Source organism: Nonomuraea roseoviolacea subsp. carminata, from assembly GCF_024172185.1.
GTDB classification, from domain to species: domain Bacteria; phylum Actinomycetota; class Actinomycetes; order Streptosporangiales; family Streptosporangiaceae; genus Nonomuraea; species Nonomuraea roseoviolacea.
Map to the genome: position 1 here is coordinate 7632611 of NZ_JAMZEC010000001.1, position 21002 is coordinate 7653612.

Annotated in this window: 16 protein-coding genes; 11 read left to right on the forward strand and 5 right to left on the reverse strand. The window is 75.3% G+C overall.

What is annotated here, in order from left to right; genetic code table 11:
- Window positions 1-152: 152 nt before the first annotated feature.
- Both HD595_RS35475 and HD595_RS35480 read right to left on the reverse strand, forming a co-directional pair.
- Entirely contained in the window at window positions 153-1073 is a 921-nt protein-coding gene (locus HD595_RS35475) for a 5'-3' exonuclease (RefSeq protein WP_253781420.1), read from the reverse strand.
- A 48-nt stretch (window positions 1074-1121) separates the two neighbouring features.
- Complete coding sequence (locus HD595_RS35480; RefSeq protein WP_253776812.1) at window positions 1122-1841, reverse strand: SDR family NAD(P)-dependent oxidoreductase; 720 nt, start codon at window positions 1839-1841, stop codon at window positions 1122-1124.
- Between the two features lie 54 nt (window positions 1842-1895).
- Between HD595_RS35480 and HD595_RS35485 the strand changes: the two genes are divergently transcribed.
- A complete protein-coding gene (locus tag HD595_RS35485) occupies window positions 1896-2414 on the forward strand; it encodes a MarR family winged helix-turn-helix transcriptional regulator (RefSeq protein ID WP_253776814.1) in 519 nt (172 codons plus the stop codon).
- Here the strand turns inward: HD595_RS35485 and HD595_RS35490 are convergent, their stop codons facing one another.
- Window positions 2415-3707 carry a PP2C family protein-serine/threonine phosphatase gene (locus tag HD595_RS35490; RefSeq protein ID WP_253776816.1) on the reverse strand — a complete coding sequence of 431 codons (1293 nt, stop codon included), beginning with the start codon at window positions 3705-3707 and terminating at the stop codon, window positions 2415-2417.
- A 143-nt stretch (window positions 3708-3850) separates the two neighbouring features.
- Between HD595_RS35490 and HD595_RS35495 the strand changes: the two genes are divergently transcribed.
- Genes HD595_RS35495 through HD595_RS35505 form a run of 3 tightly spaced genes read left to right on the forward strand, consistent with a single transcriptional unit; the run spans window position 3851 to window position 5819 of the window.
- Window positions 3851-4960: a M24 family metallopeptidase gene (locus tag HD595_RS35495; protein WP_253776818.1), complete on the forward strand. Its 1110-nt coding sequence runs from the start codon at window positions 3851-3853 to the stop codon at window positions 4958-4960.
- A gap of 35 nt (window positions 4961-4995) precedes the next feature.
- The gene (locus HD595_RS35500; RefSeq protein WP_253776820.1) at window positions 4996-5208 is read left to right on the forward strand and encodes a hypothetical protein; all 213 of its coding nucleotides are present in this window, start codon (window positions 4996-4998) and stop codon (window positions 5206-5208) included.
- Entirely contained in the window at window positions 5205-5819 is a 615-nt protein-coding gene (locus HD595_RS35505; RefSeq protein WP_253776822.1) for a hypothetical protein, read from the forward strand. The genes HD595_RS35500 and HD595_RS35505 overlap by 4 nt, the downstream gene beginning before the upstream one ends.
- Window positions 5820-5871: 52 nt before the next feature.
- Here HD595_RS35505 and HD595_RS35510 read toward each other — a convergent pair whose 3' ends face one another.
- Window positions 5872-6390 carry an O-acetyl-ADP-ribose deacetylase gene (locus HD595_RS35510; RefSeq protein WP_253776824.1) on the reverse strand — a complete coding sequence of 173 codons (519 nt, stop codon included), beginning with the start codon at window positions 6388-6390 and terminating at the stop codon, window positions 5872-5874.
- A gap of 169 nt (window positions 6391-6559) precedes the next feature.
- On the opposite strand from HD595_RS35510, the gene HD595_RS35515 reads away from it, so the two are divergent.
- The 7 genes from HD595_RS35515 to HD595_RS35545 all read left to right on the forward strand — a co-directional run bounded on the left by HD595_RS35515 (window position 6560) and on the right by HD595_RS35545 (window position 19528).
- The gene (locus HD595_RS35515; RefSeq protein WP_253776827.1) at window positions 6560-8731 is read left to right on the forward strand and encodes a GTP-binding protein; all 2172 of its coding nucleotides are present in this window, start codon (window positions 6560-6562) and stop codon (window positions 8729-8731) included.
- A gap of 462 nt (window positions 8732-9193) precedes the next feature.
- Entirely contained in the window at window positions 9194-10906 is a 1713-nt protein-coding gene (locus HD595_RS35520; RefSeq protein ID WP_253776829.1) for an ABC transporter ATP-binding protein, read from the forward strand.
- Window positions 10903-12774, forward strand: a complete 1872-nt coding sequence (locus HD595_RS35525) for an ATP-binding cassette domain-containing protein (RefSeq protein ID WP_253776831.1) — start codon at window positions 10903-10905, stop codon at window positions 12772-12774. The genes HD595_RS35520 and HD595_RS35525 overlap by 4 nt, the downstream gene beginning before the upstream one ends.
- A 116-nt stretch (window positions 12775-12890) precedes the next feature.
- Window positions 12891-14891 carry an amino acid transporter gene (locus tag HD595_RS35530; RefSeq protein ID WP_253776833.1) on the forward strand — a complete coding sequence of 667 codons (2001 nt, stop codon included), beginning with the start codon at window positions 12891-12893 and terminating at the stop codon, window positions 14889-14891.
- Window positions 14892-15121: 230 nt separating this feature from the next.
- The gene (locus tag HD595_RS35535) at window positions 15122-18031 is read left to right on the forward strand and encodes an AAA family ATPase (protein ID WP_253776835.1); all 2910 of its coding nucleotides are present in this window, start codon (window positions 15122-15124) and stop codon (window positions 18029-18031) included.
- A gap of 409 nt (window positions 18032-18440) precedes the next feature.
- Window positions 18441-19034: a GTP-binding protein gene (locus HD595_RS35540; protein WP_253776837.1), complete on the forward strand. Its 594-nt coding sequence runs from the start codon at window positions 18441-18443 to the stop codon at window positions 19032-19034.
- A 23-nt stretch (window positions 19035-19057) separates the two neighbouring features.
- Window positions 19058-19528: an Lrp/AsnC family transcriptional regulator gene (locus tag HD595_RS35545; RefSeq protein ID WP_253776839.1), complete on the forward strand. Its 471-nt coding sequence runs from the start codon at window positions 19058-19060 to the stop codon at window positions 19526-19528.
- A 6-nt stretch (window positions 19529-19534) separates the two neighbouring features.
- Here HD595_RS35545 and HD595_RS35550 read toward each other — a convergent pair whose 3' ends face one another.
- Window positions 19535-20941 carry a serine hydrolase domain-containing protein gene (locus tag HD595_RS35550; protein ID WP_301309683.1) on the reverse strand — a complete coding sequence of 469 codons (1407 nt, stop codon included), beginning with the start codon at window positions 20939-20941 and terminating at the stop codon, window positions 19535-19537.
- Window positions 20942-21002 lie beyond the last annotated feature (61 nt).

Genomic DNA, 21002 nt, shown 5'->3' on the forward strand with positions numbered 1-21002 from the left:
GGGGCGGTCGCGACAAGTCGCGGGCCCGGGTGACCGGCTGGGCGGCTCGGCCGGAAGGGGTGCTCAGCGGGGCGGAGGCCGGACAGGGGCGGCGTGCCGCGTGACCGGCCGGGCGAAGGACGGGCGGGGGTGGATGGGGGAGGGCCGCGCGGTCAGCCGGGGAGGGCGTCCAGGAGGCGGTTGAGCGGGCTGTCCAGGCCGTAGCGGTCGGCCAGGCGGACGAGGGCCTCGGGGTCGCGCGGCTTGCCCGGCAGCGCCAGGTCGGCGGCCGGCAGCGGCACGTCGGAGGACGCCTCGACCACGGCCGGCGCGACGCTCAGGTAGTCGCGGGCGGCGGACAGCCGGGTGCGGCTGCCCGCCGGGAACCCCTCGGTGACGCCCGCGTCGAGCGCCGCGAGCACCGCCTCCAGCGAGCCGAAGCGGGTGATGAGCGAGGCGGCCGTCTTCTCGCCGACGCCGGCCACGCCCGGCAGGCCGTCGCTCGGGTCGCCGCGCAGGGTCGCGAAGTCGGCGTAGGCGCGGCCCGGGATGCCGTACTTGCCCGTCACGAACGCCTCGTCCACGATCTGCAGGTTGCGGATGCCGCGCGCGGTGTAGAGGACGCGCACCGGCCGGGCGTCGTCGACGAGCTGGAACAGGTCGCGGTCGCCGGTCACGATGTCGACCGGCCCGTCCTCGCGATGGGTGAGCGTGCCGATGACGTCGTCGGCCTCGAAGCCGGGCGCCTCCAGCCGGGCGATGCCGACCGCGTCGAGCACCTGCTCGATCACCGGGATCTGCGGCACCAGCGTGTCCGGGACCTCCTCCTCGTCGCCCTGGGCGACCCGAGCCGATCGGTCGCCCTGGGCCACCCGGTGCGCCTTGTACGTCGGGATGGCCGCCACGCGGAACGCGGGCCGCCAGTCGGCGTCCATCGTGGCCGCCATCCGGGTGGGGGAGTGGGCCCGCACCAGGGTGGCGATCATGTCGATGAGGCCGCGCACCGCGTTGACGGGCATGCCGTCGGGCGCGGTGACCGAGTCGGGCACGCCGTAGAAGGCGCGGAAGTACAGCGACGGGGTGTCGAGCAGCATCAGCACCCCCCCATGGTGGCATCCGGGAGTGACAATCCCGCGCGCCGGTCAGCGGGTCGTGAAGGCTCCGCCGTTCACGTGGATGGTCTGTCCCGTGATGTGCCGCGCGCCGGGGGAGGCGAGGAAGAAGACGGTCTCCGCGATGTCGCCGGGCGTGCCCGGCCGCTTGAGCAGCGTCTCCTCCACGAGCCTGCGGTGGCGCTCCTCGGTCATGCCGTCGCCGAAGAAGTTGGTGCCGGTGACGTACCCGGAGGAGATGACGTTGCAGGTGACGTCCCGAGGGCCGAGCGCGGCGGCGAGGGTGGCGTTCCAGGCGGCCAGCGCGGCCTTGGCGGCGCCGTAGGAGCCGCCGCCGCGCTCGGCGCCGATCGAGCCGATGCTGACGACCGTGCCCCCCGGGACGAGCAGGTCGCTCACCGCGGTGGTGGTGAGGACGGCGGTGAGGACGTTGGCGGAGACGCTGGACAGCCACTCCTGGGCGAGCGCCTCCAACGGCGGCGTTCCGGCGGCCGGCCCGGCGGGCAGGCCGCCCGCGGCGTTGACGAGCACGCCGAGCGGGCCGCCCAGCTCCTCGGCGAGGGCGGCGACCTGGTCGGGACGGGCGGCGTCGCAGGCCAGCCCGCGCACCCCCAGCTCCTTGGCGGCGGGCTCGACGGTGTCCGGGTGGCGGCCGGTGATGACGACGTCGGCGCCGTCGGCGGCGAACCGGGCGGCGACAGCCCGGCCGATGCCGCTGGTACCTCCGGTGACGAGCACGGTCCTGCCCATGATTCCTCCTCACGACTGGTACGTTTAGCCCTAAACGTAGCGGAGGATGCCCCGATGGTCCAAACCCCGGCCAGTCCCGCGGAGATCGCCGCGGCCTGGCAGCGCGAGCGCCCCGGCACGCCGACCGACTCCATCGAGATCGTCACGCCCATCTGGCGGCTGGCCAAGATGTTCGCCGACGACCGGGCCCGGGTCCTGCGCGCCGCCGGGATCGACGCGGCCACGCTCGACCTGCTGTCGGTGATCCGCCGGTCCGGGCCGCCGTACCGGCTGAGCACCCGCGAGCTGGCCCGCCGCACGCTGGTGACGGCCGGCGCGATCTCCCAGCGGGTGGCCAGGGCCGAGCGCGCGGGCCTGATCCGGCGCGGCCCCGGCGAGACCGGGCCCAGGAGCGTCGCGGTGTCGCTCACCGACGAGGGCCACGCCCTCATCGAACGCTCGGTCGACTCGGTCCTCGGCCGCGAGGCGTCCCTGGTGGCGGGCCTGACCCCGGCGGAACGGGCCACCCTCGCCGAGCTGCTGGAGAAGCTGACCGCCGACGTCCGGGACAGGATGACGCGGCCCGGCCCCTGATCAGGCGCCGAGACGGTCCTCGATGCCGACGGCGAGCAGGCAGGCGTCGTCCTCGGGGTTCGGGCCGCCGATCTCCTCCAGCAGCCGGTCCAGCGCCGCGTCCAGGCCGAGGTGCAGGTCGTCGCGGGTCAGCCGGGCGGCGGCGGCCAGTACCAGCGCCAGGCCCTCGTCGATGTCGCGGTTGCGCCGCTCGACCAGCCCGTCGGTGAACATCAGCAGCAGGTCGCCCTCCCGCAGCTCCACGCGCGCCAGATGGTACGCCTGGTCGCCGGCCGCCCCGAGGAGCACGCCCCTGGCCTGTTCGAGCTGCCGGGCGACGCCGTCGCGCACCAGGATGGGCGCCAGGTTGCCGGCCCGCGCCCAGCTGAACACCCGCGTCGAGGAGTCCAGGTGGCCGATCACGGCCGTGGCGGTGGTGCCCTCCAGGCGGTGGATCACCAGGTCGTTCAGCAGCGCCAGCAGGCCGCTGGCCGGACGCCCGGTCATCGTCAGCCCGACCAGCGCATGGCGGAGCTGGGCCATGTGCGCGATCGCGGGCAGGCCGTGGCCCGACACGTCGCCGATCGCCAGGAGCACCCGCCCGTCCGGCAGGGGCGCGGCCTCGAACCAGTCGCCGCCGAGGCTCGCGGTCTTCTCCGCCGGCACGTACCGTACGGCGATGCGGGTGCGCGGCAGGTCCAGGCAGCCGACCGGGTCGGGCAGGATCGCCTCGCGCAGCGCCAGCATCACGTGCCGCTCCTCAGCCGCCTTGACGCGGGCCTCCAGGAGCTGGCGACGCGACTCCGACATGATGCGCTCGGCGCGGCGGCGGCCGGTGATGTCCTGGAACACCGCGTGGACGCCGCGCACCGTGGCCGCCGCCCGCAGCCCGGCGCCCAGGTCGTCGGCCGGCCGGCCCGCCGACAGCAGGGGCTCCAGGACGACGCGCAGGTTGCGCAGCTCGCCGCCGCGCCGGATGCGCATCTCGGCCTGCGCCGCCTCGGCCTCGTGCACCACGGTCAGCAGGAGCTGTTCGAGCATCCGCAGGTCGTCCGGCTCCACCAGGCCGGCCAGCTCCGGCAGGTCCGCCGGCCCCCTGGCCGGGTCACGGCCGAAGATCACGTACACCTGGTCGGACCAGGCGGTCTCCCCGGTGCGCAGGTCCCACTCGGCCCAGCCCATGTTGCCCAGCCGCTGGGCGTGCGCCAGCCGCGCGGCCAGCAGCTCCTTCTCGGCAGCGCCCTGATGGGGCGCGCCGGCGGCACCTCCCGGACGCCGCCGCTGCCCCGGCCCGCCGCTGATGACGTCGACCATGAGACACACCCTCGAATGCAGTGGAACGGGACATTCGCCTCACACTATGCGGTCAGGCGTGAGCGAAGGGTAGCGATGGCTTGGCGTGTTGTAAGACCTTTTCGCGGATTTTAGGAGGTGGCGTCGGGAGTAGATTTGTGGCCGTGACGTCCTCAGATCTGTATCCCGTGTCCCGTCTCGCCGCCGTCCAGGAGGCCACCGCCAAGGCCGGCATCGACGCCCTCCTGCTCACTCCGGGTCCCGACCTGCGGTACGTGAGCGGCTACGACGCCAAGCCGCTGGAGCGGCTCACCTGCCTGGTGGTGCCCGCCTCGGGCGAGGCGTACATGCTGGTGCCGCGCCTGGAGCTGCCGGCGGCGGAGGCGTCGCCCGCCGCGCGGCTCGGCCTGGAGTTCGTGGCCTGGGACGAGACCGACGACCCGTACCGGATCGCCGCCGACCGGCTCGGGCGGGTGGCGACGGTCGGTCTCGCCGACCGGATGTGGGCCATGTCGTCGCTGCGCTTCCGCGACGTGCTGCCGGACACCCGGCAGGTGCTGGCCGGCAGCGTGCTGCGCGAGCTGCGGATGCGCAAGTCGGCGGTGGAGGTGGCGGCGCTGCGCGAGGCCGGCGAGGCCATCGACGCCGTGCACCGCCAGGTGCCGGAGTTCCTGCGCGCCGGCCGCACCGAGCGCGAGGTGGGCCGCGACATCGCCGAGGCCATCCTCGCCGCCGGCCACGCCACGGTCGACTTCGTCATCGTCGCCTCCGGCCCCAACGGCGCCAGCCCGCACCACGACGTGTCCGACCGCGTCATCCAGCCGGGCGAGCCGGTCGTCGTCGACATCGGCGGCCAGCTCCACAACGGCTACTGCTCCGACTCGACCCGCAACTACTGCGTGGGCGAGCCGCCCGCCGAGTACGCCGCCTACTTCGAGGTGCTGCGGCGGGCGCAGGAGGCCGCCTGCGCCGCTGTACGTCCCGGCGTGAGCTGCGAGTCGATCGACGCCGCGGCCCGCGAGGTCATCACCGAGGCCGGCTACGGCGAGTACTTCGTCCACCGCACCGGCCACGGCATCGGCATCGAGACCCACGAGGACCCCTACATCGTCTCCGGCAACACCGAGGCGATGGAGCCCGGCTTCGCCTTCTCCGTCGAGCCCGGCATCTACCTGCCCGGCCGCCACGGCGCCCGCATCGAGGACATCGTGGTCTGCGGCGAGAACGACGGCGAGCGGCTGAACCTCACCCCTCGTGACCTGGTGATCGTCTAGGTGGAATGCCCGGCACGCACGAGGAGTGTTCACCGATGACCGTCGAGCGTGCCCTGCCCACCCCCGGGGCGCACGACCTGATCCGGCCGACCCGTGAGCCGGTAGCCAGGGAGGTCGCGCCCCGGGCGGCGGCCGACGAGGCGGCCGGGCGGTTCCCGCGCGAGGCCAAGGCGCCGCGGCTCGTGGAGGGCGCCAACCAGATCCGGCGGCTGGTCATGGGCCGCGCCCTCGCCCAGGAGCGGCTGTGAAAGGCGCCCGGAAGGGGGTCCCGGCCCGCCCGGCACGAGCGCTCCTGCCGGCGGGGCTCGCGGTGGCGGTGCTCGCGGCGTGCGGGTCGCAGGGGGCGCTCAGCCAGGAGGTCGTCGACCGGGCCCGTGCCTCCGGGGCCGCGCCGGACCTCATCTACGCCGTCGAGCTGGACGGCTACCGGATCCTGGAGCAGTCGGCCGGCGGCGTCGGCGACGAGGGGTTCGGCGTGCTCTACGCCCCCGAGAAGGGCGCCGGCGAGCCCGTGGAGCTGCGGGTCGACCGGGGCTCGTTCGACGATGACGTGTGCGCGTCCACGCCCGTGAGCGGCGGCGACGGGCGCCGGGCCGCGCGGTGTGAGCGCGACGGGGACGGCTGGTACCGGACCGACGGGGTCCGCCAGGACTACACCGTCGTCCGGGGCGACCACTACGTGCGGCTGGCCGCCGCGGTGGGCCAGGTCGGCCGGGAGGCGCTGCGCGCGGCCGTGACCGGGGCGCGTCCCGCGGTGGGGGACGGCATGCCCGCCCCGCCGCCGACGGTCGTGCCGCGCGGCGACCTCCCCACGACGGGTGACGGGGCGCCGTACAACCCGGTCGGGCCCGGCGGCTGACGGGCCTGTCGCGGTTGCCGGTCGGAACGCCGGCTCCTCCGCGTGGCCGGGGTCACCCGCCCGCGTCCTCCAGGGCGCGGGCGAAGGCCGCGTGGACGTCGGCCGTGAACAGCACGAACCGCGCCTCCTCCACCCTCGTGCGCGCGGCCCTCACGGTGGTCACCGCGATGCGGGCCGCGTCGGCCACGGGCCAGCCGTAGATCCCCGCCGACACCGCGGGCAGCGCCAGGGTGACCGCCTCCAGCTCGTCGGCCACCCGCAGCGCCTCCCGGTAGCAGGAGGCGAGCAGGTGCGAGCGGTCCTCCCGGCCGGAGTAGACCGGGCCGGCCGTGTGGATGACCCACCGGGCCGGCAGCTCGCCGGCCGTCGTGGCGACCGCCTGGCCGACCGGCAGCCCGTCGGCGTACCGGGTGGCGCGCAGCCGCCGGCACTCGGCGAGGATCGCCGGGCCGCCGCGCCGGTGGATGGCCCCGTCCACCCCGCCGCCGCCGAGCAGGGACGGGTTCGCCGCGTTGACGACCGCGTCGACGCGCTGCTCGGTGATGTCTCCCTGGACGAGCGTGATCCTCATGACAGCGAGTCTTCCGCACGGGCGGCCGGATATTCGGTTGTGCGCATGGCCCGCCCTCTGTTTCACTCCCCGCGACGACCGTCGAGCGAGCGAGGAGGCCCGAGATGCGGCGTAGGTCCATGTCCATCCAGTCAGGAGGTTTCGTCTACGTGAAGGACATGAACGCTTCGTGCGAACGCTCAACCTGGGGATCCTGGCGCATGTAGACGCCGGTAAGACCAGCCTGACCGAGCGGCTGCTGCACGCCGCCGGTGTCATCGACGAGGTCGGCAGCGTCGATGACGGCAACACGCAGACCGACACGCTCGCGCTGGAACGCCGGCGCGGCATCACCATCAAGTCCGCCGTCGTGTCGTTCGCCGTCGGCGGGGCCGGTGGGGTCGGCGGAGTCGGTGGAGTCGGTGGAGTCGGTGGAGTCACGGTCAACCTCATCGACACGCCCGGCCACCCCGACTTCATCGCCGAGGTGGAGCGGGCCCTCGGCGTCCTCGACGGCGCCGTGCTCGTCGTCTCCGCCGTCGAAGGGGTGCAGGCGCAGACCCGCGTGCTCATGCGGACGCTGCGCAGGCTGCGCATCCCCGCGATCATCTTCGTCAACAAGATCGACCGTTCCGGCGCGGACCCCGCCCGGGTCCTGCGGGCGGTCTCCGAGCGGCTCACCCCGGACGCCGTCCCGCTGGGCGCCGTGCGCGGGGCCGGCACGCGGGACGCCTCCTTCGCGCCGTACGGGCCCGGTGACGCCGGGTTCCTGTCCGGGCTGGCCGAGACGCTGGCCGAGCGGGACGACGCGCTCCTGGCCGACTACGTCGCCGGTGGGCCCGCCCTCTCCCACGACCGGCTGCGCCGCGCGCTCGCGGACCAGACGGCGCGGGCGCGGGCGTACCCGGTGCTGTTCGGCTCGGCGATCACCGGCGCCGGGGTGGACGCGCTCATGGCCGGGTTCGAGGAGCTGCTGCCGGCGGCCGAGGGCGACGCGGACGCGCCGGCGTCGGGCACCGTCTTCAAGGTCGAGCGGGGGCCGGCCGGGGAGCGGGTCGCGTACGTGCGGGCGCGGTCCGGGACGTTCAGGGTGCGCGACCGGGTCCGCTTCGGCCCTCCCGGCGCGCCGGACGAGCGCGAGGGCAGGATCACCGCGATCCGCGTCTTCGACCGGGGCGGCGCCGGGCCGCGGGCGACGCTCACGGCCGGGCGGATCGGGACGGTGCGGGGGCTGCCCGAGGCGCGGATCGGCGACGAGATCCGCGCGGCGGGCCCGGCGGAGCACTCGGGTCCCGCGGCGCTTTCGAGGTCTTCGAGGGACCCGGGATCGTCGGGGGCGTGGGGCTCTTCGGGGGTTTCGGCGTTCTCGGGCTCTCCGGGATCTTCGGGGCTTTCGGGAGCCGCGGGCTCCTCGGGAGCGCCGGGGCGAGGGTGGTTCGCGCCACCCAGCCTGGAGACCGTCGTGGTGCCCCGCAGTCCCGCCGAACGCGGCGCCCTGCACGCGGCCCTCGCCGAGCTGGCCGAACAGGACCCGCTCATCGGCCTGCGCCAGGACGACGAGCGGCAGGAGGTCTCCGTCTCGCTCTACGGCGAGGTGCAGAAGGAGGTCGTCCAGGCGACGCTGGCCGCCGACTACGGCCTGGAGGTGACCTTCCGCGAGACCACCACCATCTGCGTCGAACGCCCCGCCGCCACCGGCGAGGCCGTCGAGCTGCTCGGCCAGGACGGCAACCCGTTCGTCGCCACGGTCGGGCTGCGCGTCGAGCCGGCGCCGCCCGGTTCGGGCGTCGCCTTCCGCGTGGACGCCCCGCTGAGCACGCTCCCGCTGTACGTCTACAAGTCGGCCGGCGAGCTGGCCGAGGCGATCGGCGCCACCGTGCGCGAGACGCTGCGGCAGGGCCTGCGCGGCTGGGAGGTCGTGGACTGCGCGGTCACCATGACGCGCTCCGGCTACGCCTCGCCGGCCTCCACGGCCCGCGACTTCCGGCTCCTGACGCCGCTGGTGCTGATGAGCGCGCTGCGGCGGGCCGGGACGGTCGTGTGCGAGCCGGTCCACCGCTTCCACCTGGAGGTGCCGGCCGACACCGCCACGCAGGTGGTGGCCGTCCTGGGGCGGCTGCGCGCCGTCCACGGGGGTACGGCGTGGCGGGGCGCGTGGTGCGAGCTGGCGGGCGACGTCCCGGCCGCCGAGGTGCACCGGCTGGAACGGCAGCTGCCCGGGCTGACCCGGGGCGAAGGCGTCCTGGAGACGTCCTTCGACCACTACCAGCCGGTCCGGGGGCCCGCGCCGGTCCGGCGGCGCGACGGGCGCGACCCGCTCGACCGTGAGCAGTACCTGCTGCACGTCGCGCGGAGGGTGTAGCCGATGACCTCCGAGACCCGGCAGGACCGGGAGGATCGGCATGTCACGGGACCCGGCGCGGCCGCAGGCAAGGGCCCTGTCCGCGACAGTCAAGCCCGTGCCCGCGACGGGGAGACCCCCGCCCACGACGGGGAGACCCCCGCTCGCGACGGGGAGGCCCGTGCCCGCGGCCGGGACGTTCGTGCCCGCGACAGTCAAGCCCGTGCCCGCGACGGGGAGACCCCCGCCCACGACGGGGAGACCCCCGCTCGCGACGGGGAGGCCCGAGCCCGCGGCCGGGACGTTCGTGCCCGCGACCGGGAGGTTCGTGCCCGAGACGGGAAGACCCATGCCCGTGACGGGCGGCGGGCCCGTGCGGGCGATCGGGAGATCAGCGCGGACGCTACGAGGGTCCGTGCGGACCACGCGAGGGTCCGTGCGGACGCTACGGGGGTCCGTGCGGAGAGGGACGTCCGGCGGCTGGTGCTGCGGCTCATGCGGCCCGGCCGGCGGGCGGGCCTGGCGCTCGGCGCGGCCGTCATCGCCATGACCGTGCTCCCGCTCGCGGGCCCCCAGCTCACCCGCCGCTTCGTCGACGACGCGATCGCCGGCGCGGGCACCGGCCGGCTCACCCTCATCGCGCTCGCCGCCCTGGCCGCGGCCGTCGCCGGGCAGGCGGCCCGCCTGGCCGCCGCCCGGCTGGCGAGCCGGCTCGCCTGGGACGGCACCGACCGTCTCCGTGAGCGCCTGGCCGGGCACGCCCTCGGCCTCGACATGGACTTCCACGGCAGGCACACGCCCGGCGAGCTGATCGAGCGGGTGGACGGCGACGTGGTGGCCGTGTCGGGGTTCGTCGTGGCGTTCCTCATGGACGTCGTGGGCGGCGCGCTGCTGCTGGCGGGCGTGCTCGGCGTCGTCCTGGCGGCCGACCCGCGGCTCGGGTGCGCGCTGCTCGCGTACTGCGTGCTGATCGGCCTCGCCACGACCCGCGCCCAGCGGCTGGCCGTGCCCTCCGCCACCGCGGCGCGGGCGGCCGGCGCGCGGCTGTACGGCGAGATGGAGGAGCGGATCGCCGGCGCCGAGGACATCCGCGCCAACGGCGCCGGCGAGCACGTCGTCACCCGCTTCCTCGGCACCGCCGCCACCTGGTACCGGGCCGAGCACCGCGCCGATCGCATCGGCAGCGCTCTGCTGGCGGGCACGTCGGTCGCGTTCGCCGCCGGGACGGCGCTCATGCTGGCCCTGGCCGCGTGGGCGCGCTCCACCGGGACACTCACCGTCGGCACCGCCGTCCTGGTGTTCCAGTGCACGGTGATGGTGCGGGCGCCGTTCGAACGGCTCATCGACCGGTTACGCGACTACCAGGGCGCCCTCGCCGGGATCAGCCGCATCGGCGGCCTGCTGGCCGAGCGGCGCACGCTGCCCGCGCCCGCGCGGCCCCGCCGGCTGCCGGCGGAGGGGCCGCTCGCGCTGGAGCTGGACGGGGTCGCCTTCGCCTACGACGCCTCCGAGGAGGGCGGCGGGCGGGTGCTGTCGGACGTCACGCTGACGCTGGCGCCGGGCGAGACGCTCGGGCTGGTGGGCCGCACCGGCAGCGGCAAGACCACGATCACGCGGCTGGCGCTGCGCCTGTACGACCCCGTGGCGGGCGCGGTGCGGGTCGGCGGCGTGGACCTGCGGGAGGTGGACGAGGGCTCCCTGCGCGAGCGGGTGTACGCGGTCACGCAGGACGTGCGGCTGTTCGACGCGAGTGTCCGCGACAACCTCACCCTGTTCCGGCCCTCGCCCGGCGACGACGCGCTGCGGCGGGCGCTGGCCGACGCCGGGCTCGGCGACTGGCTGGCCGGGCTGCCGGACGGCCTCGACACGGAGCTGCGCGGCGTGTCGGCCGGTGAGGCGCAGTTGCTGGCGTTCGCCCGGGCGTTCCTGGCCGACCCGGGGCTGGTGGTGCTCGACGAGGCGTCCAGCCGGCTCGACCCCGCCACTGAGCGGCGCGTCGAGCGCGGCATGGACCGGCTGCTCGCCGGCCGCACGGGCGTGATCGTCGCGCACCGGCTGTCGTCGCTGTCGCGGGTCGACAAGATCGCGGTCATGTCGCGCGGGCGGGTGGTCGAGTACGGCCCCCGCGCCGAGCTCGCCGCCGACCCGGGCAGCCGCTTCTCCCGGCTCCTGGACCTGGCGGGGGTGACCCGATGAGCGGATCACCGAAGGGCGTGCGGACGGCGGCGGCGGCGAAGGGCGGGCGGACGGCGGGGGCGGCGAAGGACGTGCGGACGGTGGCGGCCGGGCTGGTGCGCTTCGACCTGCGCCGCTTCCTGGTCGGCGCGTTGCTGTGGATGCCGGTCAGCGTGCTGCCGGTCCTCACCGGCCTCGCGCTCCAGAAGATCTTCGACGGCATCAGCGGCCGGGCGCCGGCCGCCCCGGACCAGGTGCTGTGGCTGTGCGCCGCGCTCGTCGGCGTGGAACTGGCCCGCGGGCTGACCATGGTGGTCGCCTGGACGTACGGCGACTACTGGTGGGACGCGGCGGCGACCCTGCTGCGCGCCAACGTGCTCCGCTCCGTCCTCACCGCCCCCGGCCCGGTGGCGGCCAGGCTGCCGCGCGCCCCGGGCGACACGCTCGCGCGGCTGCGCGACGACGTGAGCGACCTGGTGGAGCTGGTGGACGAGGCGGTGCCGCTGGCCGGGGCGATCCTGTTCGGCGGGACCGCCCTGGGCGTCATGGCGGCGATCGACCCCGCCGTCACGGCGGCGCTGGTGGTGCCGATGGTCGTGATCGGCGTGGCGAGCCGGCTGCTGCGCCGGCGGGTCCGCTCGCTGCACCAGCGGGTCAGGGTCCTCGGCGCGGACGTCACCGCGTACGTCGGGGAGATGTTCGGCGGCGTCCTCGCGATCAAGGTCGCGGGCGCGGAGGAGGCGGCCCTGGAGCGGCTGCGCGCGCGCAACCGCGCGCGGCGCGAGGCCGCCGTCCGCGACCGGCTGGCCGGCGACCTGCTGGACGGCGTCACGAACGCGGCCGTCGAGATCGGCGCCGGCCTGGTGCTGGTGCTCGCCGCGCCGGCCATGCGGAGCGGCGCATTCACCGTGGGCGACCTGGCGCTGTTCACCAGCTACGCCGGGTGGCTGGCGGCGCTGCCACGCGTCGTCGGCGGGATCCTCGCCCGGCTCCCGCACGCCGCCGTCGCCACCGGCCGGCTCGCCCGGCTCATGGCGCCGCACGAGGACGTCCGGGACCTGGCGCGCGACAGCGGCGTGTGGTTCCACCGGGAGCCGCCCGCCGCCGCGCCCCGGCCCCGTCACGACGACCCGCTGGAGGTGCTGGAGGCGCGCGGCCTGACCGTCCGCCTCGGGCCGCTCGGGACCGGGCTGCGCGAGGTGGACCTGCGGGTGCGGCGCGGGTCGTTCACGGTGGTCACCGGCGCCGTGGGCGCCGGCAAGACGACGCTCGTACGGGCGCTGCTCGGGCTGGTCCCCCTGGACGGCGGGACGATCACCTGGAACGGCCGGCCCGTCGCCGACCCCGGGACGTTCCTGGTGCCCGGCCGGGTGGCCCACGCCGGTCAGGTGCCCCGGCTGTTCTCGGCGTCGCTGCGCGAGAACCTGCTGCTCGGCGCGTCCGGCGACGGCCTGGAGCGGGCGCTGGCCCTGGCGGCGCTGGAGGACGACCTCGCCGCGATGCCCGAGGGCCTGGACACCGTCGTGGGGCCGCGCGGCGTCCGGCTGTCCGGCGGCCAGGCGCAGCGCGCGAGCGCCGCCCGCGCGCTCGTCCGGGCGCCCGACCTGCTGGTCGTGGACGACCTGTCGTCCGCGCTCGACGTCGAGACCGAGGAGCTGCTGTGGGACCGGCTGGCGACGGCCGCCCGCGACGGCGGCGGGCCCGCGACGCTGCTCGTGGTCTCGCACCGGCGGGCCGCCCTCGAACGCGCCGACGAGATCGTCGTCCTCGACCGCGGCCGGGTCGCCGGGCGCGGGACGCTGTCCGGGCTGCTGGCGAGCTGCCCGGAGATGCGGCGGCTGTGGGCGGAGGAGGGCGTCGCCGAGGCGGGGGAGCGCGCCCCGGAGTAGGCCGGAGCGCGGCCCCGAGGAGATCCGCGGCGCCCGGACCCTTCCCGGCGGGACATGAGTACGCCCCGTCCTGCCGGGAAGGGTCCGCCGACATGCCAGACATATCAGGAGAAGGGGTGAGTGACGGAACCCCAGGGGTGCGTGGCACAGTTGTCCACCACAAGAAGGCGTCCCAAGGCGGGACGCGCGTCGCGCAGGGGGAGAACGTGGTCAGTACGGCCGGCTCAGGGGTACGCGAGTGGCTGCTGAAAGGACTGCAGCGCTCCGATCGCCGCACCACCGGACCGCACCACGAGGAGGCGCCCGAGCATCAGCACGCCTGGTGGCAGGTCATGTGCCTCACCGGCGTCGACTACTTCTCCACGCTCGGCTACCAGCCCGGCATCGCCGCCCTCGCCGCCGGCGCGCTCAGCCCCATCGCCACGCTGCTGCTCGTGGCCCTCACCCTGTTCGGCGCGCTGCCGACGTACCGGGCCGTCGCCGAGCAGAGCCCCCACGGGCTCGGCTCGCTGTCCATGCTCGAACGGCTGCTGCCCGGCTGGCGCGGCAAGCTGCTCGTGCTGTTCCTGCTCGGCTTCGTCGCCACGGCGTTCATCGTGACGATCACGCTGTCGGCGGCCGACGCCACCGCGCACATCCTGCACAACCCGTTCGTGCCGAAGGCGCTGGCCGGCTGGCAGGTCCCGGTGACGCTGCTGCTGATCGCGGGCCTCGGCGGCGTGTTCCTCGCCGGGTTCAGCGAGGCGATCTCCATCGCCGTCGTGCTCGTGGCCGTGTACCTGGTCCTGAACGTCGTCGTCGTCGCCACCGCCGTCCGGCACGTGCTCGCCGCCCCCGCCAAGGTCACCGACTGGCAGAACCTGCTGGCCTCCGACTACGCCAGCCCGGTCGCCATGGTCGCCGTGTCGCTGTACGTGATGCCCAAGCTCGCCCTCGGCCTGTCCGGCTTCGAGACCGGCGTCGCCGTGATGCCGCTGGTCAAGGGCAACCTGGAGCAGCGGGTCAAGGGCGCGCGCAAGCTGCTGACCACCGCCGCGCTCATCATGAGCGTGTTCCTCATCACCTCCAGCTTCGCCACGACCGTGCTCATCCCGGCCAAGGAGTTCGCCGAGGGCGGCTCGGCCAACGGGCGCGCCCTGGCGTACCTGGCCCACGAGTACCTCGGCGACTGGTTCGGCACCGCCTACGACCTCAGCACCATCGCCATCCTGTGGTTCGCCGGCGCCTCGGCGCTCGCCGGTCTGCTCAACATCGTGCCGCGCTACCTGCCCCGGTACGGCATGGCGCCCGACTGGTCGCGCGCGGCCCGGCCCATGGTGCTGGTCTTCACCGTGATCTCGTTCCTCATCACGCTGTTCTTCGGCGCCGACGTCGAGTCGCAGGGCGGTGCCTACGCCACCGGCGTGCTCGCGCTCATCCTGTCGGCGGCCGTCGCCGTCACCCTGTCGGCCTGGGTCGGCCGCAGGTACAAGGCCGCCGTGCCGTTCGGCGTCATCACGCTGATCTTCGCGTACGCGCTGGTGGCGAACATCATCGAGCGGCCGGACGGCCTGGTCATCGCCCTGCTGTTCGTGCTCGGCATCGTGATCACCTCGCTCATCTCGCGGGCGACCCGCTCCACCGAGCTGCGCGTCACGGAGATCACGCTGGACGACCTCGCCCGGCAGTTCGTCAACGAGTCCGGCGACCTGCGCCTCATCGCCAACGAGCCGCACGCCCGCGACTGCAAGGAGTACATCGACAAGGCCCGCGAGGCGTGGGAGCTGCACCGGCTGCGGCCCTCCGAGGGGATCCTGTTCCTGGAGGTCACGGTGCCCGACGCCTCCGAGTTCGCCAGCGAGGTCAGGGTGAGGGGCGAGGAGCGGCACGGGTATCGCATCCTGCGCCTGGAGAGCGCGACCGTGGCCAACGCCATCGCCGCCCTGCTGCTGTACCTGCGCGACCAGACGGGCAAGATGCCGCACGTGTACTTCCACTGGGCCGCCGAGGGCAACCCGATCGGGGCGCTGCTGCGTTACCTGGTGTTCGGCGGCGGCGACATCCCGCCGCTGACCCGCGAGGTGCTGCGGCAGGCCGAGCCCGACGCCGAGCGGCGTCCCGTCGTCCACGTGGGCTGACGCCGACCCCTCCTGATGTATCAGGGGGGCCGCTCCGCGCTCCGTGAAGAGGAGGGCGACGGAGGGGAGAGGCGATGGACGTCGGGCGGGCGGTGTCCCCCGAGGACACCGTGTCCATCGGGAACGCGGCGTTCAGGGGGAGCGCGCCGTTCGCCGGGGACGCGGTCTTCGCCGGGGACGCTGCCTCGGGGGACGCGGTCTTGGGGGGCCCTGTCCCGCGGGACGCAGTCTTGGGGGACGCGGTCTTCGTGGGGCGGGCGGCCGAGCTGGCGCTGCTTCGGGCGGAGCTGCGCGCCGCCGCGGCGGGGCACGCGCGCGTCGTCGCGGTGGAGGGTCCGGAGGGGATCGGCAAGACCGCCCTGCTCCACCAGGCCCTGGCGGAATGCCTCGACGCCGGTACGGGGCCTCGGGCCGGGCGCTCCGGCCGGACCGGCACCGGCACGCGGGTGCTGGCCGTCAGCGGCGAACGGGGGGAGCGGGACCTTTCGTTCGGGCTCGTCCGGCAGCTCGTGCGCGGGGCGGCCGGGCTCGACGACCCGTGGCGGGCGGGACGGGCGCTGGCGGCGGAGCTCAACCGGCTGGAGGCCGAGGGGCCGCTGGTGGTGCTGGTGGACGACGTCCAGTGGGCGGATCGGTCGTCGCTGCTGTCCCTGGGATACGTGCTGCGCCGCCTGCCGCGGGGCCGGCTGCTGGTGGCGGTCGCCGGACGGGACCTCGGGGACGAGTGGCTGCCGGAGGGGCTGAGACGCTTCCTGGCGGGGGACTCGGTGCGCCGTCTCGCCTTGGATGGGCTGACGGCCGGTGATCTGTACGCCCTGGCCCGCGCCGCGCACGCCGGGGCGGGGTGGAGCGAGCGGGCCGCTGGACTCGCCGCGTATGCCGACGGCGGACTGACCGAGCGGGCCGCTGGGCTCGCTGCGTATGCCGACGGCGGATTGACCGAGCGGGCCGCTGAGCGGCTGCGCGCGCACACCGGCGGGAACCCCCTGCACGCCCGCGCCCTCCTCGCCACCCTCACGCCCCGGCGCCTGGCCGACACCGGCACGCCGCTGCCCGCCCCGGAGACCTACACCCGGCCTTTCGCCCGCCGCCTGGGCGCCTGCTGCCCGGCGGCCAAGGCGCTGGTGGCGGCGTGCGCCGTCCTGGGGGAGACCTGCGACCTGCACGTGGCCATCGCCGTCTCCACCGCCGCCGTCCGAGGTCCCGCCGCCGTCCGAGGCCCCGCTGGGGCGCGACGACCCGCCGGGGCGCCAGGCCCCGGCACGGCCCCCGGCGCCTCAGCCCTCGGCCCGACCGCCCCGGCGCAGGAGGGAGGAGGCGTCCCCGGCACCTCGGACGGCTCTGTCCCTGACGCTTTGGACGGTTCCGTTCCTGGCGCACGGGACGGCTCCGTCCCCGGCATCCCGGACGGTTCCGTCCATGGCAGGCCGGAGGGTGCGGTCGTGGGCGGGGCGCTCGGCCCGGGCGCCGGCGCGCACCGGCGTCCCCTGACGGGCGGCGGCGGTTCTCCCAGGGGAGGGGCGTTCGACGCGTTGCAGAACGCCGTGGAGGCCGGGGTGCTGGAGGAGGGACCCGGACGGACCGTGCGGTTCGCGAGCCCGCTGGCCCACGCCGCCGCCTACGCCTCACTGGGGCCGGCCGAGCGGGCCCGCCTGCACCAGGCCGCCGCCCGTCTCGTCGCGGACGCAGGCGCGGCCCTGCGCCACCGCGCCGCCGCCGCCGGAGGTCGCGACGACGCCCTCGCCGAGGAGCTGGCCGGTCTGGCCGCCAAGGAGGCGCAGCACGGCCAGTGGCGCGAGGCCGCCGGCCACCTCCACCTCGCCGCCGGCCTGTCCGAGTCGCCCGCCCGGCGCGAGGAGCTGCGTACCGCCGTGCTGGAGCACACGCTGCTCGGCGGGGACGTGACCCGCGCGGCCGAACTGGCCGCCGAGCCGAGCGCCGATCCGCGGCCGTTCCGCCGGTACGTGCTGGGGCGACTGGCCCTGGCGGCGGGACGCCTGGAGCGGGCGGGGGAGCTGCTGGCGGACGCCTGGCGCGAGCGCGAGCCCGGGTTCGCCGCCGACACGGCCGAGCAGCTCGCCTGGCTCAACCTGGTCAGGGGCCGGCTCCACGCCGCGGCGGGCTGGGCGGACCTGGCCGTGGGGCAGCCCATCCAGGGGGTGGCGGCGCGGCCGTACGACGTGCTGGCCCTGGCGGGCTGGCCCCGCGCCGGCGCGCCCGAGGACGGGCTGGCGGCGGGCGTGGCGCGGCTGCGCGACGGCGACGTGCCCGGCGCGCTGTCCGTGCTGGGCGGGGCCGTCACGGCGCTGGAACGGGCGGGGCTGCCCCATCACCGGCTACCCGCGGCGGCGCTGCTGGCGGTGGCCGAGTATCGGGACGGGCGGTGGGACGACGCCGCCGCGCGGGCGGAGCGGGCACTGGCCGAGGCACGGGGGCTCGGCCAGCGCTGGCTCCTGCCGTGGCTGGGCGTGGTGTGCGCTGCCGTCCCGGCGGTGCGCGGCGAGCGGGACCGGGCCCTGGCCCACGCCTGGGCGGCGCTCGCCGCCGCCCGCCGCATGGGCCACACCCGGGGCGAGGCGCTGGCGACCGCCGCCATGACGCTGCTCGCGCCCGGTGCACGCGTGCCGGGGACCATCGCGCCCGGGTCGCTTCGGCCGGGGTCGCTTGTGCCGGGGTCGGTCGCGTCCGGGTCGTTCACTTCTGAGCGGCTCGCCCCCGGCACGGCGGGTCCGGACATGGCGGCGGTGTACGGGGATCCGTTCGCGACCGGGCTGTGGCCGATGCTCGTGGAGTGGCTGATCGGGGAAGGATGCCTGGACGAGGCGGAGGCCGAGCTGGCCGCCCGGGGCGGCTCCCCGGGTTCGGGGCCGGCGCGGGCCCGGCTGGAGGGGCTGCTGCTGGGTGCCCGGAACGTGCCCGCCGGCGCCGAGATCAGGCTCATCCGCGCTCTGGAGCTGGCCCGGCACGCAGGTGACTCCCTGGAGGAGGGGCGCGCGCTTCTCGGCCTCGGCATGGTGCTGCGGCGTACCGGCAGGAGGAGGGCCGCGGCGGACCGGTTGCGGGCCGCGTACGAACTCCTCGACCGGCTGGGCGCCCGGCCGCTCGCCGAGATCTGCGCGCGCGAGCTGGGCGCCTGCTGAGCCGGTGGGGCCACGCCCGAGGAGGGGACGGGCGCGGCCCCACCGCGCATCCCCACGTCCGCCGCCCGAGGCAGGTCGCGCGTCCGGAGGCTGGCCACCGTTCCACCGGGCGGTGCGGCATCCGGAGCGCCCTAACGGGTGGCCGGAAAGTCGTGACATCCTTCCTGACCAACCCTCGAAGAGCGTCAGTAACCCCCACTCAGCGCTCTGGTATGACATATTGATCTCTGAGGCGCTTTGCGACTTGAGTGGAATTTGAGGCGTTGCTAGGGTGACCGGTGCCAGGCATGTAGATCGACCTCTTCTTGCGCCTTGACAGGCCTCCGCCGACCAAGGCTCCCCAGGGCGGATTTGTGCGCGCGCGGCATGGCGAGGGCCTGCCCGCGAAGGGATGTACAGGCGGTGCTCGATGGATTTCGGTCGTTCTGATCGGTGGCGGTTGCCCACCGCGATCAAGATTCTGATCGCGGGTGGTTTCGGCGCGGGCAAGACCACGATGGTGACGGCCGTGTCCGAGACGCGGCCACTGCGCACCGAGGAGATCCTCACCCAGATCGGCCAGCACATCGACGACCTGGCCGGCATCGAGGGCAAGCCCACCACCACCGTCGCCTTCGACTTCGGCCGCATCACGATCAGCGGCGACTACATGCTCTACCTGTTCGGCACGCCCGGCCAGGAGCGGTTCTGGTTCGTCTGGGACGACCTCAACATGGGGGCGCTCGGCGCCGTGGTGCTCGCCGACACGCGCCGCCTGGCCGACTGCTTCCCCGCCATCGATTACTTCGAGCAGCGCGACACGCCGTTCGTCGTGGCGCTCAACTGCTTCGACGGGGCCCGCGAGTTCACGGTCGGCGAGGTGCGCCAGGCCCTCAACCTGGAGCCGGAGATCCCCATCGTGATGACCGACGCCCGCCGCCGCGACTCCGGTCGCGAGGTGCTCATCACGCTCGTCGAGCACGCCATGCGCCGGGGCGCCACCCCGGTCGGGACCATGTCGTGACCTCGACGGGCTATTTTTGACCGATGGAGGAGATCGATCGCCGGATCGTCACGCTGCTGGCCAAGGACGGCCGGATGAGCTTCACCGACCTGGCCAGGGAGACCGGGCTCTCGGTCTCCGCCGTCCACCAGCGGGTGCGCCGCCTGGAGAAGCGCGGCGTGGTGCGCGGCTACACCGCCGTCATCGACCACGACGCGATCGGGCTGCCGCTGACGGCCTTCGTGTCGATCAAGCCGATCGACCCCGCCGCCCCGGACGACGCCCCCGACCGGCTGGCCCACCTGACCGCGATCGAGGCGTGCCACAGCGTGGCGGGCGACGAGAGCTACATCCTCAAGGTGCGGGTGGCCTCGCCCGTGGCGCTGGAGGACCTGCTCCAGCAGATCCGCGCCGCGGCCAACGTCTCCACCCGCACCACGGTCGTTCTCAGCACGCCGTACGAGCACCGGGCCCCCGAGATCGCCGCGGAGGCCGTCGGCCACCCGACGGCCTGAGCGGGGTCAGCGGCGGACCGGCATCCGGTCCACCGCGAGCGGCAGGAAGGGCTGCGCCGCGCGCGCCCGGGGGACCTGGCCGCACAGGGCGACCATCATGTGGTCGCCCACCGCGTAGTCGATCGGGCTCGGCTCGATCGTGCCGTCCTCGCCGATCCGCTGGTACTTCGCCAGGTTCAGGCCGAACGACAGCTCGCGGCGGCCGTCCTCGCTGACCAGTGACTGCGTCGTCATGCCGAAGACGCCCCCGTCGTGCCCCCAGAACCGGCCGCACGGCAGCTCCACCGTGTACAGGCCGAGTCCGTAGTCCACTTGCCCGCCGCCCGCCAGCACCGGCACGGTCGCGCGCATCTCGGCGAGCCGCTCCGGCCCGATCACCTCGCCGCGCAGCAGCGCCCGGTAGAACCGGTTGAGGTCGTCCATGGTCGACACCAGCGCCCCCGCGGTGCTCGCCCACGACATGTCGTACACGCTGTAGTCACGAGGCGGGTCGATCAGCCCGTACAGCGACTCGTACGCCTTCGACGACGGCGCCGGCAGGCGCGGCGTGGCCGGGAAGAACGTGTCGCGCAGCCCGGCCCGGCGGATGACGTCGCGGGTGATGACCCGCTCGGCGTCCTCGCCGGTCACCTTCTCCAGCAGCAGGCCGGCGATGACGTAGTTGGTGTTGGAGTACCTTCCGGGCAGCGCCCCCGGCTCGCCGGTCGCCTCGGCGGCCAGCCCGAGGCGCACGAGCTCCTCCGGCGCGAACCGGCGGAAGCGGTTGGCGTCGAGGCTCGCGGGCGAGCCCTCCAGCAGCGAGGGGAACGCGCCCGCGATGTAGTCGCCGATGTGGCTGGTGTGGTTGAGCAGCATCCTGACCGTGATCCGGTCGCCGCGCTCCCCAGGGATCAGCCCCGGCAGGTAGCGGCTCACCGGCGCGTCCAGCTCGACCCTGCCGCGTTCGACCTGCTGGAGGATCGCCGCCGAGGTGAACGTCTTGGTGATGCTGCCCACCCGGTGGCGCATGTCGGGCCGCGCCGGGCGGCGGGTGACCACGTCGGCGACGCCGGACGCGCCGCGCCACACCTGGCCGCCGTCGCGCGCCTGCGAGTAGAGGCCGTACATGCCGGCCTCGTGGACGGCGTCGAGCGTGCGCCGCAGCGCCGCCCGGTCCAGTCCCGCGGCCGTGGTCCGGGACGGCGACTCGGGGTCGAGACCCGCCGTCGGCGCAGTCGGTGCCGGGACGAGGGTCGTGGCCGGCGCGGGGGACGCCGGGTCCGGACCGGCGGCGGCCCGGGCGGGTGGGGCGAGCGCGGCGGCGAGGACCAGCGCGCCCGCCACGGCGCCGGCGGCGGCGCGCCGGCCAGGACGCGCGGCGCGGCGCGCCCCTGCGGCGCCGCGCCCCGGCTGGGAGATGGAGGAAGGTGTCATGCCGTCAGCATGATCCTCCCGGCCCGGCCGGGGCAGTCCACGCTGTCACCGGTTGCGCATG

Excerpts from the sequence above, each read along its gene's own strand:
- HD595_RS35475 (WP_253781420.1), bottom strand. The coding sequence starts at position 1,073 with ATGCTGCTCGACACCCCGTCGCTGTACTTCCGCGCCTTCTACGGCGTG.
- HD595_RS35480 (WP_253776812.1), bottom strand. The coding sequence starts at position 1,841 with ATGGGCAGGACCGTGCTCGTCACCGGAGGTACCAGCGGCATCGGCCGG.
- HD595_RS35485 (WP_253776814.1), top strand. The coding sequence starts at position 1,896 with ATGGTCCAAACCCCGGCCAGTCCCGCGGAGATCGCCGCGGCCTGGCAG.
- HD595_RS35490 (WP_253776816.1), bottom strand. The coding sequence starts at position 3,707 with ATGGTCGACGTCATCAGCGGCGGGCCGGGGCAGCGGCGGCGTCCGGGA.
- HD595_RS35500 (WP_253776820.1), top strand. The coding sequence starts at position 4,996 with ATGACCGTCGAGCGTGCCCTGCCCACCCCCGGGGCGCACGACCTGATC.
- HD595_RS35510 (WP_253776824.1), bottom strand. The coding sequence starts at position 6,390 with ATGAGGATCACGCTCGTCCAGGGAGACATCACCGAGCAGCGCGTCGAC.
- HD595_RS35525 (WP_253776831.1), top strand. The coding sequence starts at position 10,903 with ATGAGCGGATCACCGAAGGGCGTGCGGACGGCGGCGGCGGCGAAGGGC.
- HD595_RS35540 (WP_253776837.1), top strand. The coding sequence starts at position 18,441 with ATGGATTTCGGTCGTTCTGATCGGTGGCGGTTGCCCACCGCGATCAAG.
- HD595_RS35545 (WP_253776839.1), top strand. The coding sequence starts at position 19,058 with ATGGAGGAGATCGATCGCCGGATCGTCACGCTGCTGGCCAAGGACGGC.
- HD595_RS35550 (WP_301309683.1), bottom strand. The coding sequence starts at position 20,941 with ATGACACCTTCCTCCATCTCCCAGCCGGGGCGCGGCGCCGCAGGGGCG.